The 17,159-nt window shown below is 44.0% G+C and carries 15 protein-coding genes; 10 read left to right on the top strand and 5 right to left on the bottom strand.

Annotation, left to right across the window (positions count from 1 at the left end):
• The first annotated feature begins 160 nt into the window (after positions 1-160).
• Positions 161-1,819, top strand: coding sequence for a family 10 glycosylhydrolase (locus NST74_RS21120; RefSeq protein ID WP_341114270.1), 1,659 nt, complete (start codon positions 161-163; stop codon positions 1,817-1,819).
• Positions 1,820-1,908: 89 nt separating this feature from the next.
• A complete protein-coding gene (locus NST74_RS21115) occupies positions 1,909-2,838 on the top strand; it encodes a patatin-like phospholipase family protein (protein WP_341114268.1) in 930 nt (309 codons plus the stop codon).
• 82 nt (positions 2,839-2,920) lie between these two features.
• On the opposite strand, the gene NST74_RS21110 is transcribed toward NST74_RS21115, so the two are convergent.
• Positions 2,921-3,262, bottom strand: coding sequence for a hypothetical protein (locus tag NST74_RS21110; RefSeq protein WP_341114266.1), 342 nt, complete (start codon positions 3,260-3,262; stop codon positions 2,921-2,923).
• 7 nt (positions 3,263-3,269) lie between these two features.
• Positions 3,270-4,217: a DUF1385 domain-containing protein gene (locus NST74_RS21105; RefSeq protein ID WP_445668206.1), complete on the bottom strand. Its 948-nt coding sequence runs from the start codon at positions 4,215-4,217 to the stop codon at positions 3,270-3,272.
• Positions 4,218-4,424: 207 nt separating this feature from the next.
• On the opposite strand from NST74_RS21105, the gene NST74_RS21100 reads away from it, so the two are divergent.
• From NST74_RS21100 to NST74_RS21085, 4 genes are all read left to right on the top strand, one after another.
• Positions 4,425-4,916 (top strand): YqhR family membrane protein, encoded by a 492-nt coding sequence (locus tag NST74_RS21100; protein WP_341114262.1) that lies wholly within the window; start codon positions 4,425-4,427, stop codon positions 4,914-4,916.
• Between the two features lie 74 nt (positions 4,917-4,990).
• Positions 4,991-6,061, top strand: coding sequence for a M24 family metallopeptidase (locus NST74_RS21095; protein WP_341114261.1), 1,071 nt, complete (start codon positions 4,991-4,993; stop codon positions 6,059-6,061).
• Positions 6,062-6,108: 47 nt separating this feature from the next.
• Positions 6,109-6,666: an elongation factor P gene (efp, locus tag NST74_RS21090; RefSeq protein WP_042129835.1), complete on the top strand. Its 558-nt coding sequence runs from the start codon at positions 6,109-6,111 to the stop codon at positions 6,664-6,666.
• Positions 6,667-6,984: 318 nt separating this feature from the next.
• Positions 6,985-8,238: an aspartate kinase gene (locus NST74_RS21085; protein ID WP_341114258.1), complete on the top strand. Its 1,254-nt coding sequence runs from the start codon at positions 6,985-6,987 to the stop codon at positions 8,236-8,238.
• Between the two features lie 66 nt (positions 8,239-8,304).
• Here NST74_RS21085 and NST74_RS21080 read toward each other — a convergent pair whose 3' ends face one another.
• Complete coding sequence (locus NST74_RS21080; protein ID WP_341114256.1) at positions 8,305-9,951, bottom strand: response regulator transcription factor; 1,647 nt, start codon at positions 9,949-9,951, stop codon at positions 8,305-8,307.
• Between the two features lie 27 nt (positions 9,952-9,978).
• Complete coding sequence (locus tag NST74_RS21075; RefSeq protein WP_341114255.1) at positions 9,979-11,712, bottom strand: sensor histidine kinase; 1,734 nt, start codon at positions 11,710-11,712, stop codon at positions 9,979-9,981.
• A gap of 181 nt (positions 11,713-11,893) precedes the next feature.
• Here NST74_RS21075 and NST74_RS21070 point away from each other — a divergent pair, with 181 nt between their 5' ends.
• The 3 genes from NST74_RS21070 to NST74_RS21060 all read left to right on the top strand — a co-directional run bounded on the left by NST74_RS21070 (position 11,894) and on the right by NST74_RS21060 (position 15,608).
• Positions 11,894-12,826: an ABC transporter permease gene (locus NST74_RS21070; RefSeq protein WP_341115941.1), complete on the top strand. Its 933-nt coding sequence runs from the start codon at positions 11,894-11,896 to the stop codon at positions 12,824-12,826.
• 11 nt (positions 12,827-12,837) lie between these two features.
• Positions 12,838-13,716, top strand: coding sequence for a carbohydrate ABC transporter permease (locus NST74_RS21065; protein ID WP_283908428.1), 879 nt, complete (start codon positions 12,838-12,840; stop codon positions 13,714-13,716).
• A gap of 131 nt (positions 13,717-13,847) precedes the next feature.
• Positions 13,848-15,608: an extracellular solute-binding protein gene (locus NST74_RS21060; protein WP_341114252.1), complete on the top strand. Its 1,761-nt coding sequence runs from the start codon at positions 13,848-13,850 to the stop codon at positions 15,606-15,608.
• Positions 15,609-15,704: 96 nt separating this feature from the next.
• Here NST74_RS21060 and NST74_RS21055 read toward each other — a convergent pair whose 3' ends face one another.
• Complete coding sequence (locus tag NST74_RS21055) at positions 15,705-16,571, bottom strand: YitT family protein (RefSeq protein ID WP_341114250.1); 867 nt, start codon at positions 16,569-16,571, stop codon at positions 15,705-15,707.
• Between the two features lie 302 nt (positions 16,572-16,873).
• Between NST74_RS21055 and NST74_RS21050 the strand changes: the two genes are divergently transcribed.
• Complete coding sequence (locus NST74_RS21050) at positions 16,874-17,137, top strand: YqhV family protein (protein WP_375103510.1); 264 nt, start codon at positions 16,874-16,876, stop codon at positions 17,135-17,137.
• Positions 17,138-17,159: the final 22 nt, after the last annotated feature.

Below are 17,159 nucleotides of genomic sequence, written 5' to 3'. Positions count from 1 at the left end.
TTAAAAATATAAGAGGGTATGAGTTTCATTCGGTACTTCTTATATTTTTTGCAAAGACAGAGACCCCCTTTTTTCAAGGAGGCATTCTCTCATTTGCATGAAGGATCTATCCGTTTTTTCTTTTTTTTAGATACATATTTTTTAGATTTGGGGAGGAATTATGAATTATCGTAAATGGATGTTGAGCTTGTTAGTACTTATGTTGTTTCTGCCTTTATGGTCACCTGGTGCACGCGCGGCAGCGGTGCAAATTACCATTGAACTGGATGGAGAAGCGCTGGTAAGTGATGTGCCCCCGTATATCACAACCTCCAATGTAACGATGGTGCCCATTAGTGTGATCAGTAAAGGATTAAATGCCGGCGTAATATGGAATCAAATGAAAAAGACTGTAACGATCACTCAAGGAGATACGATCCTCAAGCTGACGAGCGGCAAGAAAATTGCTTTAGTAAACGATGCCTCAGTAGCGCTGGATACATCTGTAGAGATTAAGCAGGGGCGGGTAATGGTACCGATTCGTTTTGTAAGTGAGCAATTGGGACTGCAGGTGTTATGGGATCAGGTGAATAAGCATATCTCCTTGTTCTCCAACACGGAACCCCCACAATCTGTCGATCCAGGAACACCAACGACACCAACGACACCAACGACACCAACGACACCAACAGTACCAACGGTGCCAACGATACCCACTATCCCTGGTGGATCGACTAGTAAGGAAATGAAGGGGGCTTGGATTTCCACTGTATTCAATCTGGACTGGCCTTCAACTTCTTCGGCAGGAAATGAAGCGAAGCAAAAGCAGGAGTTTGATAATTTGTTAGACAAGCTAAAGGCCGTTGGTTTTAATGCTGTGTTTGTTCAGGTTAGACCTTCAGCAGACAGTCTGTATCCATCGACTTTAGTTCCTTGGTCTAAGGTATTGACGGGTACACAAGGGAAGAATCCGGGATATGATCCTCTAAGCTATATGGTCAGTGCTGCGCATTCCCGCGGCATGCAGTTTCATGCTTGGTTCAACCCATTCCGTGCAACGACGGATGCTTCCACCTCAGCGTTAGCAAGTAACCATGTGGTAAAAGAACATCCAGAATGGATTGTGAATGCCGATGGTAAGAAATACATTAATCCAGGTATTCCGGAGGCTCGCCAACATATCATCGACACGGTGTTGGAAGTGGTTAAAGGGTACGATATCGACGGTGTCCATTTGGATGATTACTTTTATCCTTCCAATGTTACTTTTGCCGATGACGCTGCTTATTCTACCTATAATACGAAAAAGCTTTCTAAAGCTGATTGGCGCCGAGATAATATTAATGAATTTGTCCGTCAGTTGGGAGAACAGATTCATAAGGTAAAACCTAAAGCTTCTTATGGAATCAGTCCTTTTGGAGTATGGCGGAATATTAAAAATGATAGTACAGGTTCGGATACAAGTGCAGGGGTAACTGCTTATGACAGCATGTATGCGGATGTTCGGACATGGATTAAGCAGGGCTGGATTGATTATGTCGCTCCGCAAATTTATTGGAGTCTGTCCTTTAGCACAGCGCGTTATGACAAGTTAGTAGATTGGTGGGTAAAAGAAGTTGAGAATACGAATGTTAAACTCTACATCGGGTTAGCTGGTTATAAGGTCGGAGCCAGTGATCAAAAGGCAGAATGGCAAAGTGGAGATCAAATCATTAATCAGCTCAAATATAATGAGAAATATGAAGAGGTCGCAGGTAGTATTATGTTCAGAGCGAATGACGTCGTAGTCCGCAATCCGTTCGGATTGTCGAGCTTATTGACCTTTTATTTTAAGTCCTAATAGGTAACTGTTATTTATAGGTGTCATGAATGTTCCCCCGTGCTCATAGATAAGCAATAGAATCTATGGGAAACGGGGGATTTTTGCGTATGGAGATTAACGCAGTTTTTGAAGGAGGAGGGGTAAAAGGGATTTCACTCGCAGGAGCAGTGGAAGCTACAGAAAGGGCCGGCTGGACTTTTAAAAGAGTAGCAGGAACCTCCTCAGGTTCGATTGTAGCCACTTTACTAGCAGCGGGCTATGAAGGGGAGGAAATGTGTCGAATCATCCAAGGAACATCCTTTTCATCGTTTCTGAAGCGAGGTCCCGTTTACAATACTGCTATCGTTGGTCCTGCGCTTCGAGTGTTATTGAAGAAGGGATTATATTCTGGGGAAGCCCTGGAGTCCTGGGTAAGAGCATTATTATTGAAAAAGGGGATCATCACCTTCCGTGATCTGCCTGCCGGTAAATTGTCCATCATCGCATCCGATATCACAAATGGAAGGATATTAGTCTTGCCAGATGGCTTGGAGCAGTATGGGATCTCTCCGGAGCATTTTGAAGTGGCTAAGGCAGTGCGGATGAGCTGCAGCATTCCTTATTTTTTTGATCCGGTCATGCTAAGACTTAATGGGCAAGCAGCAAGAGGGAAATCTTTTACCGAGCAATTTGTGTATGTTGTGGATGGTGGGCTCTTGAGTAATTTCCCTTTGTGGCTATTTGACGGCAAGAATAACGGTAGTAAACAATCAGGGAGCAGAATTCCTACGGTAGGTTATCAAACGGTAGGTAAGACTGATCCACAGCCCCATAAAATTAGCGGGCCATTCAGTATGCTCCAAGCTATGGTAACTACCATGCTCTCGGCTCATGATGAGAAGTTTATTGAAGGGGATAAATTTGTTCGCACGGTAAAAATTCCTACGCTTGGGATTGGAACGACTCAGTTTCAAATTACAAAAGCGCAAAGCGACGAATTGTATGCTGCTGGACTTAAAGCAGGGGAGGATTTCTTTAAGGAGTGGCGACTAAGATAACGAGCGAGCATCGAAATATCAGAAAAAAGCATCCCGCACGTTACTTAAAAACGTGGAGATGCTTTTTTGAGTTGGTATGAAGTTAGTGATACTTAGGAAGCTGATCGTCATTTTTTCCTTTACTTCCTTCGATCACTTGGAAAGGATAGCTTTTGCGTTTGCCTGGCGCAGCTTGATTCTTGCGAATTCCTGCTACCTTTGACATGGTCTTCTGAGAAGGCTTCACTTTAACCTTAGATCCATTGGTGCTTCGAGCATAATTCCCTGGTCCCATTTTCTTGTAAGCATAATAAATGATCGTGAGCAGTACTAATGGGAGAATCAGCTTCGACAGCGTAAAGAAAGGGGCAGTCAAGACTCCAATCACAAAACCGAAAATCGCAAGCGTAACCGTAATCCAAAAAATTAAAGCATGCCTGATCATTGATCACTCATCCTTTCGCAGGATCCAATATGCCACCGGACACACTTTCCTCCGTATACCCTCTTGCTTCAATCGCAGCATCAAGCTCACGCATACGGTTGAAAGAGGCGATAGATACTTCTACCTGATCGTCTTTTGGCTCTTTGGTTGTAAGGAGCTGCAGCCACAATCCAGGGTAACCCAGATATTTAAGACCTGGCACTTCTCTTACTGCATTGGTACCCTTCAGTACTTCAAACGATACACCAATTACGACTGGCAACAAGATAATCCGCTGGATTACACGTTCCCAAAGATTATCCCATGGTACTACGGAGTAAATAATCACCCCGAGGATAATCGTAAGCATCATAAAGCTACTTCCGCAGCGGTAATGCAGACGACTGTATTTCTGAACGTTCTGAACAGTCAATTCTTCGCCTGCTTCAAAGGCACTGATGACTTTGTGTTCTGCACCGTGATACTGGAACAGTCGCTTGATCACAGGTGTTTGAGAAATCGCCCATAAATAGACCAGCAAGAGAACCATTTTGATGCCGCCTTCTATGAGGTTGTGCAGTACGTAGTTATCAAATACATTTTTAAATAAAAAATCCTCTACAAATACCGGTACGAGCGTAAAAATGAGCTTTCCGAACAAGAAGGAGAGAATACCCATTACTGCTACGCCAAAAATCATTCCTAAGCTCCAGCCCTCATCCTTTTTCTTCGGCTTTGCTTTTTCCTTCTCCAGATCTTCCGGTTCCAATTCATCTTCGGCGTAGGATTCTGCTGAATAGTTCAAGTGCTTAGAGCCTTTAGCGCTGGCATCTATAATACTGACAAGGCCGCGAAGCAGCGGAATCTTGCGCAGTTTCGTGACCCAGCTCTTATCTGTTTTGGGTACCTCTAAAAATGTGATTTCCTGATTCTTGCGTCGTACGGCTGTTACATTGATATGCTTACCGCCGAACATGACACCTTCAATGACGGCTTGGCCGCCGTAACTGGGAGTTTCCTGGGACAACCAATTCACCTTCTCGTATTTAATATGATTTATATAATACATTGTAACTAATTTTTGATGACATTACTAGTTGGATCGCCTTTTGCTGTACATACTATCTTCTAGAGAGAGCGAGAGATAATTCGGTATTGAAAATAAAGAAAGCGAGGCAATTTCATGAGCAAATCTCATCAACAACAATCGGGGCATACAAATATTTGGCTTTTTGCACTCGAATTAGGTTTTTTTTCAGGATTGATTTGGGGAGGACTTCACTGGCTTACCTATTGGTTCAGTTTTACCAAAGTCAGTCCTGGTTTTATCGCAGAGCCTTTTTTTAAACATGAGTTTTTGACAACTGCGTTCGGACATTTCGTGGGATACATGTTTTTTATCGCATTTTCGGTGATCGCGTCCATACTGTATGTACTGCTTCTGCGCAAGCTGAAGGGACCTTGGCCAGGGCTGGTCTACGGCATTTTATGGTGGGCGGTTATATTTATTCCTGGTTCTCAATTGTTTCTTATGCAGCCCCCGTTCAAGCTGCCGTGGAACACGGTCATTAGTGAGTTCTGCATTTTTCTACTATGGGGAATGTTCATTGGATATACAGCAGCGATCGAGTATACGGACGAACGGAAGCGTGAGCAAAGTACAGCGCTTGCCTAACGGCGCGAAAAAACTTCTCAAGGGGATATCCCTATGTTAAAATACAATGTGGCTATTTCGAGAGGAGAATGAAAATGGGTAACAAACGTGTCTCCAAGCTGCGTAAGGTTTTGCAGGATCAAGGATTGGAAGCAATGTTGATAACCAGCGGTTATAACCGCCGCTATTTAAGTGGATTTACCGGATCGTCCGGTTATGTACTGGTGACAAGTGATGATTGTTATCTGCTGACTGACTTCAGGTATATGACACAGGCCGCGGACCAAGCAGTGGGGGTAAAAGTTGTAGAACATGCAACTAAGTTCATTGATACAGTACGCGAGCTTCTGCCTTCTGGTAAAGAAGTACGTATCGGTTTCGAACAGGATGATGTTTCATTCAGCGCGTACACCTCATATGCAGAAGCACTTAAGCCGGCAGTGTTAGTCCCAGTTTCCAAGGCCGTGGAAGACCTTCGTATGTTCAAGGATGAGGAAGAGCTTGCCGTTATGCAACGTGCGGCAGATCTGGCCGATGCTACATTCAGTCATATTCTGAACGTGATCAAGCCGGGCATGACTGAACGCGATGTTGATTTGGAAATGGAATTTTATATGCGTACCCATGGTGCAACTTCTTCATCGTTTGATACGATTGTTGCTTCAGGCGAACGTTCGTCCATGCCACACGGAGTAGCAAGCAGCCGTGTAATTCAAGGCAATGAATTCATTACCCTTGATTTCGGTGCATTACTTGATGGCTATTGCTCAGATGTGACAAGAACCATCGCACTCGGAGCGCCGGATCCGAAGCTGAAAGAGATCTATGATATTGTGCTAGAAGCTCAGCTACATACGTTAGCACATATCAAACCGGGTATGACTGGACGGGAATGCGATGCCTTGGCACGTGATATCATTGCTAGCTACGGATATGGTGAACAATTTGGACACAGCACGGGTCATGGACTTGGAATGGAAGTTCATGAGTGGCCGCGTTTGTCCAAACTTAGTGACGATATTTTGCAGCCGGGGATGGTCGTAACTGTAGAGCCTGGTATCTATTTGCCAGGAATTGGCGGAGTACGTATTGAAGACGACATTGTGATCACGGAGAGCGGAATTTCGTTGCTGACCCATTCGTCTAAAGAATATACAGTACTGTAAGGAAGCGGGATGTACTAGATTAATTATGAATTTTGGAGGGATTTTTAGTGATTTCAGTAAATGATTTTAAGACAGGTTTGACCGTAGAGGTAGAAGGAGATATTTTTACCGTTATTGATTTCCAACACGTTAAGCCAGGTAAAGGCGCAGCATTCGTTCGCTCCAAGCTTAAGAACTTGCGTAACGGTAATACAGTAGAGCGCACATTCCGTGCAGGTGAAACAATTGGCCGTGCTATTATCGAAAACCGTGGCGTACAATATCTATATGCAAGCGGATCGGACCATGTATTCATGGATAACGAAACTTATGACCAATTCGAATTGTCTGAAAAGCAATTGGAATGGGAATTGAATTTCCTTAAAGAGAACATGACTGTAAACATCGTTAGTTACAAAGGCGAGATTCTCGGAATCAATCTTCCTACCAGCGTAGAGTTGAAGGTTGTTGAAACTGAGCCTGGCGTTAAAGGAAACACGGCTCAAGGTGCTACGAAATCGGCCAAGCTTGAAACTGGTCATAGCGTACAGGTTCCATTGTTTATCAACGAAGAAGATATCCTGCTCATTGATACTCGTGAAGGTAAATATATCTCCCGCGCGTAGGCAGCAGAATAATAACTTAGATATGATTAGAATAACCTCCCCGTTTATACGGTGGAGGTTTTTTAATGTAAAGGAATGGACGATGGTGTTAGGGTTCTTGTTTGTCGAACAAGCTCGCATTAAAATATTGGAAGATGAGTAAAATAAGGCCAGACTAAAGATCGATGGCGACCTTATCTTTTTTTATTCCAGTAAGGAAATTTAATAATTTTTTTATGAAACCATTAACGCAAGGCACTGTTTTCGTATTATACTGATTTAAAGCGGGAAACCGATTAGAAGCAACTACATAGACCGATATGGGGAGTGAATGGGACTTTGTCACTTTATGTTATGAAATTCGGAGGCAGCTCCGTCGGCGACACTGAACGTATGAAACGCGTCGCTAAGCGCATCGCAGACAAGCAAGATGAGGGACATCGCTGCGTTGTGGTTGTATCTGCAATGGGGGATACAACAGATGATTTGATCGATACGGCGAAGCAATTAAACGGGCAGCCGCCCGCACGTGAAATGGATATGCTGATGACGACAGGTGAACAAATCTCCGTCGCTCTATTATCTATTGCCCTGCATGGGATCGGACGGAATGCAGTTTCTTATACAGGATGGCAGGCCGGGTTCCGGACAGACGAAACTCACGGCAGAGCTCGTATCAATGAAATTGACCCACGTCGTGTATTAGCGTCTTTGGAACGTGACCAGATCGTGATCGTTGCAGGCTTTCAAGGAATGACTGTGGAAGGTGAGATCACCACATTAGGACGTGGAGGTTCGGACACAACAGCTGTAGCATTGGCTGCTGCGATTGAAGCAGACGTATGCGAGATTTATACCGATGTTGATGGAATCTATTCCACAGATCCACGTATCGTGAAGACAGCGCGTAAGCTGAAGGAAATTTCTTACGATGAAATGCTAGAGCTTGCCAATCTGGGAGCAGCTGTACTACATCCACGTGCAGTGGAGTACGCTAAGCGTCATCAAGTTAAGCTGGTCGTCAGATCGAGCTTTAATCATAATGAAGGTACCGTTGTGAAGGAGGAAGCAAGCATGGAGCAAGGAGTCGTAGTAAGTGGTATTGCGTATGACAAGAACGTAGCACGTGTAAGTATTCTAGGAGTGCCTGATGTTCCGGGCGTGCTTGCTCAAGTCTTCGGCAAATTGGCTGAAGAGGGCGTTAACGTTGACATTATTGTACAAAGCGGTGTACAAAATGAGCAGGCTGACTTCTCATTTACGGTCTCTCTTGATGAGCTGGATCGTGCGAAAGAAGTAATTAAGCAAATTCATAAAACGTTGCCTTACCGTGAAGTTACGTCTGAGAATAACCTGGTGAAGGTGTCCATCGTTGGTGCGGGTATGGTCAGCCATCCAGGGGTTGCGGCTCAAATGTTTGATGTACTCTCCCAAGAGGGTGTAAGCATCAAGATGGTAAGTACGTCTGAGATCAAAGTATCTTGCGTCATTGAATCAGGCAATTTGCCTTCAATCATTCAGGCGCTTCATACCGCCTACAATCTTGATTCAACAGAGCAGGCTTTCGTCGGAGGTCCTAAGGATCGCCGATAAGAGCTGCTGAGTAAATAAAAAGGGATGCCTTACAGCCATGTGGCTGCACGGTATCCCTTTTTTGGTTTATAAACCGAGTTTGTTGCGATATTCCTGCGGCGTTATGCCGTAATGCTTCTTGAATAGATGAATGAAGTAGCTGGGCTTCTGATAGCCAAGTAAAGATGAAATTTCATAGATTTTTTCAGGTGATTGCTCCAGTAAGGTGATTGCTTTCTCCATACGAACACGAAGCGTATATTCATTGATTCCCTCACCAGTCTCAAGTTTGTATATCTTCGAGAGATATGATGGATTCAGATAAACACTTGAAGAGATAGTCTGTAGCGAAGCTGTACCTGGGTTCTGCGCTATGTATTCCTGAACCTTGCGGATAATCGAGTTTCGGGAATCCTTCTCCACACTGCTGACCGAGCGACGGTAGCTGGCGATGACACGTTCACTCCAGTTGCGCAGCTCATCTACTGTTTGCATAGGCTGACCGCTAGTAACGGTGTAGAAATCTTCACCGATCGTGTCGGCCAGCCATTTTTTGGTGCGATGAATAAGAGAAGAAATGGAAGAGGCAATGGCAAAGTAAGCTTCAAGGATATGCTCTTGCGAGTCTCGCCATTCTTCTTCCAGTTCTTTCAGGATTGCCGCCAGCTTCTCGTTGGCTGCTTCCCATTGACCCATTTCCAGCAGCAAGCCGAGAGTCGGCGTTAGGTAGAGTTCATTCAGTTGTTGCATTTCACCGCGGTTCGGTTCCTTGGCCAGTGAGATGAACAATTCTGTATCTCTTCCGATGAAATGCCTGAAACTCGCCAGTGAAGACTGATAATTGGTCCGGATGTCTTGCGGGAATTGGCCTCTTTTACTCGTTAGAACAGATACGCCCACCTTTAAATAAGATTTGGCCGCACGCTGGAGCTGAAACGCTTGTGTTTCAATCCAGACGTCGAGGTCTTCTTCATCGCTTATCTTTGCAGGCTCCATCGTATTTAGGTGGGGCTTGTCTGACAGCAAGCAGACGATAAATCCATGCATATCTGTACAATGCCATAGCATCATACGGGTACCGAACAGCTCAGCGGCAATGTTAGTCAATGCATATTCAATGAGTGTCTCATCACTTTGATCGTACTCGCCTTCAGTTGTGTCAATCCTAAGCAACATTATGCTGTAGGAAGCACCTAGGACAATGGGGGCTTCATACATTTGAAGTTTTTTGGAAAGTGGACCGATGGCAGGGTCCTGCTTGCCGGTAATCAGATCCCGCAGCAGATATTCCCGCAGCTTAGGTAGCTGCTCTCTTAAAGTATAATTAATTTTTTGAATCGAAATGATCTCCTGCCACTCCTGCTCAAGCTCGTCTAGTGCTTTGCGTACGGCGCTCATTAATTCTTCGTCTTCAACTGGTTTAAGTAGATAATCACTGGATCTCAGCTTCAGTGCTTGTTTGGTATATTCAAAATCGGCAAATCCAGTGAGTAGAATGCATTTAGTGTGTTTCCAGTTACGTCTAATTTCGGCTATGAGATCGAGTCCTGACATTCCCGGCATGCAGATATCAGTCACAACGACATCAATCGAATGTTCATAGAGTAATTCAAGCGCTTCACGTCCAGAGTAGGCTTTATGAACAATGTCGATACCTATTTCGTGCCATGGGAGCATATCAGCTAAATCATCTGCAAGTGCGGTCTGATCATCTATGATTAACAGTTGGTGCATTTCACGTTCCTCCTCGATGTATGCCAGTTATGAGGCACTATCGTAATCTGACTGATTTGGCCAGTACAGCTGGGTCTCAACGCCGCCTTCCTCCCGCCTGATAATCCGCAGCCCGGCTTCTTTCCCGAACTGCAGCTGTATTCGCTGCCGTGTATTCCATAATGCACAGCCCTTATCTTCGACAGGCGGAAAAGCAATTTGCTTCTGTAATGAGATAAGCTTTTCTTCCGTAAGACCAATCCCGTCATCCTGCACTGCGATAATATTATACTCTTCGGTGACATAGGCACTGATATGAATACTTCCGCAGCCGACAGGTTCTATGCCGTGCAACACGGCATTCTCAACCAGTGGCTGAAGGATAAGACGCGGTAGCTTAAGATCTGCAAAATCACTAGGGATATCAATTTCGTATTTTAAATCCTGAACTTTGATGGACTGAATGGCTAGGTAGCTTTGAATCAAATCAATTTCCTCTTTCAGTTCAGCGGTTTGCCGCTCTGAATAGGTCGTGTAGCGATAGTATTTACTGAGGTGCATCGTTAGCTGCATAACCGTCTCTTTCTCACCTAGACGCGTCAGACTTCGAATGAGTGTGAAGCAATTGTATAGAAAATGCGGATTAATCTGTGATTGCAGCTGCTTCAGGTTTGCGTCCCTTGAAGCTATCTGCTCCAGGTAAACATTCTGTATAAGCTGTTCAATCTGGGTGGCCATATCATTAAAGCTGACCAGTAGAAAGTGGAATTCATTATTTGGATGCAACACATTGATCGTTGTGTAATCTCCCCGTTTGACCCTGCGGACCCCACGAATAAGCTCACGAATAGGGACTTGAACGGTGTTATACAAGAAGTATGCTGCGATAGTACTGCCTACAAGCAGGAAGAAAATCGAGCTGTAGAATAAATAACTATTCGTTGTAATCGGCCGTACTACATCCTGAATCGGCAAATAATCCACCAGATACTGTCTGAGCTCCGGCATCCAGACGCAACTGACCGCGTATTCGCTTCCGGATAGTGTAAGGCGTGTGAACGGATGTTTTGCGAGAACCTTCAAATCAATCTGTTTAATCAGCTCTTTCTGTAGCTTATGATCAGCGTCTATGGCCTGTATCACACTATGATCGGATGAAATAAAGAAAGGATCGCCTTTTCCACCTTTCTTGAAACGATCCAGTGCCTTGATCAAATCCGTGGCAGGAAAGCTCAATTCCACAATCAGCTTTGCCTGATCTAAGGAGGAATTAAAGGGTTCGGTAATATGACGAACAAAGCGCTGCTGTCCGCGATAGAAGGAGGGAACATCGTTTGTTACTTTCCAAGTCCGAGAGAAGTTGCGCCGTAGCTGATCGTTGTCAAACACATTGGATACATTGGAGGATACAAAAGTTCGTGTGTCGGGGGCATAGATGCTGAGTGTTGTATCCCAAGTTGAGGAAGCGATTACAAGTTTCAGCTTGTCATCAATTTTGAGCTTTTCATTCGTTTGCTCGTACAGTGTCATAATTTCGATGAATTCGAGCGCGCGCACATTGATATCTTCGCTGAGGATGAGTCCGCCTTTTGAGAGCTGCGCAGCGACATTGTCAGTCTGCACGGCAAAGTATGTAAGATCCTTGTACATCGATTTCTCAATTTCGTCCGAGACTACACGCAGACTTGTCTGGTTGGAGAACCAATATAGTCCCACGAGTGGGATTAGTAGAATCAGGACCAAAGAGATAATTTTTGTAAATGTATTAAAGCGTGTGTTCATGCTTGCGACTCCTTCACTTCATGAAAGTAAGGAAACAAAAAATCAGGCATTGTTCCAAAATTATCGGCGCAGACGACCTTAGAAGGCGATTGTATACTTACTATTGCAGGATGATGTTGCAGATGTCAATCCTAAAAAAATGATGGTAGAGAGGATTATGGGGATGGAAACAGCAAAAAAGATGAATGTAAAAGGCACATTGGTCTCGCGGCCCTGGCTGAAAGGATTCCTTAAACGAACATGGCCACTGCATGTAATGTTGATACCTGCTGTTGTGCTACAGTTCATCTTCGGTTATTTGCCACTTGGAGGACTTGTGATCGCTTTCAAAGACTTCAAGCCTTATGACGGGATATGGGGATCAAAATGGGTTGGACTTGAACATTTTCGTTTTATGTTTGAATACCCGGACAGTAAGAAAGTTATTATTAATACCGTTCTGATCGCCGGTTTGAAAATTATATTGAATGTCATCGTGCCGTTTACATTTGCGCTTCTGTTGAACGAAGTCCGGCGAAATTCGGTCAAAAGAACGGTACAAACGCTCGTATACTTACCTTATTTCATCTCTTGGGTATTTCTCGGAGGCATCTTGACGGATATGTTATCCGCCGACGGGATGATTAACTCTGTATTGCAAAATTGGTTTGGCATTGAACCTATTCTGTTTCTGGCCAGCGGCAACTGGTTCCGTTTTATCGTGGTAGTGACCGATGTGTGGCAACAATTTGGGTATGGCACGATTGTCTATTTGGCAGCGTTAGCAGGAGTCAATCCATCGCTGTATGAAGCGGCGGAGGTTGATGGTGCGAACCGTTGGAGACAGACACTAAGCGTAACGATTCCGTCACTTGTACCCATCATCATTGTCGTTGCCACTTTGGCTATCGGTAATATTCTTAACGCTGGATTTGACCAAATCTTTAATATGTATAACCCGCTTGTATACGATAAAGGCGATATCATTGATACGTTTGTGTACAGAACAGGTATATTAAATGGCCAGTATAGCTTTGCTACTGCTGTTGGTGTATTTAAATCATTGGTTGGCTTTTTACTCATAGTGGTGGGTTACAGAGTGGCCTATAAATTGGCGGACTATAAAATATTCTAGGAGGTTCAGGGATGTATTACAAAACAAGAGGATACCAGTTGTTCACAATACTTAACTATTGCATACTTGTCATAGCTGGACTACTCTGTATCCTACCGATTATTCATATTTTGGCAATTAGCTTCAGTGCAAGCGCACCGGCTAATGCTCATCTGGTCGGACTATGGCCAGTCGATTTTAATATCGAATCCTATACCAAAACCTTGAACAATCCCAATTTCTTGCGGGCATTCTTTATTTCAGTGGGGCGGACGATTCTGGGTACATTTATGACCATGAGCGTGATTACCCTTGCCGCTTATTCCTTATCGAAGGATTCGTCAGTACTCAAAAGCCGTAACATCTACGCTTGGTATTTTGTCTTCACGATGCTGTTCACAGGCGGGATGATCCCCTTATATATGGTCGTGCGGAATTTACACATGATGGACACGATCTGGGCGCTTGTGCTGCCGGGTGCAGTGCAAGTATTTAATATGATTCTGCTCATGAATTTCTTCAAGGCTACGCCTAAAGAGCTGGAGGAGGCTGCGTTGATTGATGGAGCGGGACACTTTACCGTGTTATTCCGTGTGTATCTTCCATTGGCTATGGCTTCCATTGCCACATTGTCGTTATTCTCGGTTGTTGGTAGCTGGAACGCATGGTTTGATGGTTTATTATATATCAACAATTACCGTAATTATCCGCTTGCCACGTTCCTACAGACGGTTATAGTATCGCAGGACTTCAGTAAGCTGACTGCGAATCCCCGTGATCTGCTGAATATCTCTCAACGGACAGTGAAAGCTGCACAGATTTTCATAGGCATGCTACCAGTACTGTTGATTTATCCATTCCTGCAGCGGTTTTTCGTGAAGGGGATAGTATTAGGAGCGATTAAAGAGTAATAGTAAAAAGATAAAAAAATTAGTATCAGCACCAAATATCGGGTATTTCCAAATTTTTCATCGAGAATTATAGTTTGATATGTGGAGCAGGGGGAAGCGCTCTCAATACGATCTAGGGGGAAAAGAAGAAAATGCAATACAAACGGATAAGCAACATATTGCTGGCTTCAGTAATGGCGCTAAGTCTGGCGGCTTGCTCAAGCAATAATAACAACAGTCCGGCGGCTTCAAACGATGCGACAAAGAAAGAAAACAGCACTACTGATAATACGGCACAGCCAAAAAGTAATGTAGACGAAACCGGTTGGGATGGCAGTAAATATGTTGAACCAATCACACTTACAACGGTTAAGGCTATTGGCAACAACTATTACTACAAGACCGGCGAGAGTATGGAGAATAACGTTCTTAACACTTACATGAAAGAAAACCTGGGCATTGATGTAAAATATGATTGGGTTGTCACCGACACCAACCAAGCCTATCAAACGAAGATTCGACTTATGTTGTCTTCCGGTGATAAAATGCCGGACGTAATCACTTACCGCGGTGATATGGAAACGGTGAATATGTTGATTGACTCCGGACAGTTTACAGATGTCGGTGGTTTGATTGACAAATATGCTGGAGATGTATACAAGAAGGGTATGGAGCTCAATCCGGATACATTGCTTCCAGTAACGCGCGATGGCAAAGTTATGGCACTTCCGGTTTTGGATTACGCTTATAATGACGACATGGTCCTCTGGCTGCGTCAAGATTGGATGGATAAGCTGGGTCTGCAGGCTCCGAAGACATTAGCCGATTTCGAGAACATCATGGACGCTTTTGTAAACAAAGATCCTGATGGCAACGGTAAGAAAGATACGCTTGGTCTCGCAACCGGTTTCAAAAACACTTACTTAAACTGGATTGCTGACATCAGCTGGTTGTTCGGTGATTTCGGCACAATGCCAGAACAATGGAACAAAGATGCAGATGGTACGCTGAGCTACGGTTCGATCGATCCAGGTGCGAAGCAAGCACTTTCTACACTAAAGACGTGGATGGAAAAAGGTTATATCACTAAAGATGCAGGTCTTGTCGATGAAAATGGTGGTTACGAACAATTCACTAAAGGTCAAGCGGGTGCAATTGTAGGCCGCAACTGGCTTCCTGACTGGCCGTTTGGGGATCTGCTGAACAACGTACCTGGTGCAAAATATAAAGCTTATGCTATTCCTGCAGGTCCTGATGGCAAAATTGGTACACAAAGTGGTAACCCGTCTGTTAACGGATGGATGCTGATCAATAAGGATTCGAAGCATCAAGAAGCATTGCTGCGTTATTATAACTTCTTATTCGATAACTGGGCAAATCCGCAAAAGGGCGGCATTTTCGAAAATGGTTTTGCTGAAGGTTATGATTATGCCAAGCAAGCAGATGGTACTGTAGTTAAGGACCCAGCGAAATATCCGGATCTATTCCCAGGCTATGGCGACCGGACACATTTAGTTGAACCGATCTACTACTCTCTTACTTTTGACGGTGCTCGTGAGCCGGGATTGTACGCAGAGACGATGAATAAACTGGCAAACGGTGGTACGCCTGAAACACCGTATGAGATTGCAACGGCTGCAGTTCGTAAACCGGAGAATATTGAAGCCATGAAGATTGTTTTGGAGCAGAAGGATATTCGTATGAAGAATTACTTCCAAGGACCACTGACCGAAACCATGAAATCCAAAAATGAGTTGTTGAAGAAATTGGTACTTCAAACGTACTCCAAGATCATTTATGGCCAATCCCCTATCGAAGAATTCGATACGATGGTGGCCAACTGGAAGAAATCTGGCGGTGATGAAATTACTAAGGAAGTGAACGACTGGTATATTTCCGCTAGCAAAAAATAAACAAATAGCAACCTATATAAATGAAAAGGAACGCTGCATTTAATCTGCAGCGTTCCTTTTCATTTATATACCAACACGGGAGGTAAGTCCCTGAAATTAACCTAATCGTCTGAATCTGCCCTGAATCTCAACAGTTTCTAGTACATTAACGAACGCACTTGGGTCCGTATTAATTATAGTCTTTCGCAGCTCAGCAAGCTCATATCGAGTCGTTACCGTCATGAGCATGGTATTTCCTTCATGACTGTATCCACCTTCTGCATCGACGACAGTGATGCCGTGGGGCAACTCTCTAAGACGATTTAACATCTTCTCCCGTTCTTTAGTAACAATGAAGCAGGTCAGTTTCACATGGCGAATATGGATCATATCGACTACTCTACTCTTCACAAAAATACAGAGCATAGCGTACAAAGCGGAGTCCCAGCTTTTAAAGAAGCCTAAGCTCAGAATAACCATACCATCCATTAAGAACATAATATTCCCCATCGGAATATCCCGTTTACGTGAAATAATCGAGCCTAATATATCAAATCCCCCCGAAGAGCCCCCTGTACGGAGAGAAAAACCAACACCGCCAGCAATAATTACACCGCCGAAAATACTTGCCAGAATGGGGTCTTTGGTCAACTGCACCTCAGGAATAATGGTTATGAACCAGGTTGTAGCCACGACAGAAAGCAAGCTTAGTAAGATGTATTTTTTTCCCACTGCAATAAATCCCCAGACAATTAAAGGAAGGTTTATTACAAAATAAAGCTTGGAGATGTACTTCGGATCCGTTAAATAACCGACGACCGAGGCAACCCCTGCTACCCCACCGCTCAGAAGCTGATGAGGAATTAGAAACATTCGCATCCCGCTTGCAATTAAAAAGGCTGAAAAAATAATAATAGCTACTTCCTTAAGTGGTCTGACTACGGTACGCATAGATGGCGATAACCCGTAACTTCGAACTTGCATGACACAAATCCCCTCTTTTTCTAATGTCTTTATAGTCTGCTCTTTTTGAAAATATAAACCCACTATATTTCCAATTAACAAGGATACCACAGATGGAAGTGTTCGTAAAAAATAATTTTATCGTACTGATTATATTTATTTATATAGGGGCGTACTATGAACTCTTTCACAGCGGGACTTGCAAATCTGTCATTTCTCCTTGTCTAAAGTGAGTAATTATCGCATATCCATGGATAAGAGAAAGACAAACAAGCCCTCGATATCATTTGGTTTGAATTTGTAAAAGTTAGGAGTGGAGTGGATTGGACAAGTATGTAAGTTGGATGGCAATTCTTCGAATGTTCTCAGGTAGTGCGGAGATTATAGCTGCGCTAATTATGCTGCGATTGAATCAAGTAGATAAGGCACTCGCAGTCAATTCTGGACTGGCTTTGGTAGGACCAACGATCTTGATATTGACGACAGCGATCGGACTTACAGGAATGGCTCAGCAGTTGTCCTGGAGCAAACTGGGCTGGGTGGGCTGCGGTGTAGCCTTTCTCTTAATCGGGATTCTAAAAAAATGATAGATGATAGGCATATTGAGCG

Origin of the sequence: Paenibacillus sp. FSL F4-0125 (assembly GCF_038008565.1) — a bacterium.
Lineage (GTDB): Bacteria > Bacillota > Bacilli > Paenibacillales > Paenibacillaceae > Paenibacillus_AQ.
This window is presented reverse-complemented; position numbering and strand designations above follow the sequence as displayed.

Coding starts and splice junctions, on each gene's coding strand:
- NST74_RS21070 (WP_341115941.1), top strand. CDS start 11,894: ATGAATGTAAAAGGCACATTGGTCTCGCGGCCCTGGCTGAAAGGATTC.
- NST74_RS21060 (WP_341114252.1), top strand. CDS start 13,848: ATGCAATACAAACGGATAAGCAACATATTGCTGGCTTCAGTAATGGCG.
- NST74_RS21080 (WP_341114256.1), bottom strand. CDS start 9,951: ATGCACCAACTGTTAATCATAGATGATCAGACCGCACTTGCAGATGAT.
- NST74_RS21075 (WP_341114255.1), bottom strand. CDS start 11,712: ATGAACACACGCTTTAATACATTTACAAAAATTATCTCTTTGGTCCTG.
- NST74_RS21110 (WP_341114266.1), bottom strand. CDS start 3,262: ATGATCAGGCATGCTTTAATTTTTTGGATTACGGTTACGCTTGCGATT.
- NST74_RS21055 (WP_341114250.1), bottom strand. CDS start 16,571: ATGCAAGTTCGAAGTTACGGGTTATCGCCATCTATGCGTACCGTAGTC.
- NST74_RS21095 (WP_341114261.1), top strand. CDS start 4,991: ATGGGTAACAAACGTGTCTCCAAGCTGCGTAAGGTTTTGCAGGATCAA.
- NST74_RS21065 (WP_283908428.1), top strand. CDS start 12,838: ATGTATTACAAAACAAGAGGATACCAGTTGTTCACAATACTTAACTAT.
- NST74_RS21120 (WP_341114270.1), top strand. CDS start 161: ATGAATTATCGTAAATGGATGTTGAGCTTGTTAGTACTTATGTTGTTT.
- NST74_RS21100 (WP_341114262.1), top strand. CDS start 4,425: ATGAGCAAATCTCATCAACAACAATCGGGGCATACAAATATTTGGCTT.
- NST74_RS21105 (WP_445668206.1), bottom strand. CDS start 4,217: ATGTTCGGCGGTAAGCATATCAATGTAACAGCCGTACGACGCAAGAAT.
- NST74_RS21115 (WP_341114268.1), top strand. CDS start 1,909: ATGGAGATTAACGCAGTTTTTGAAGGAGGAGGGGTAAAAGGGATTTCA.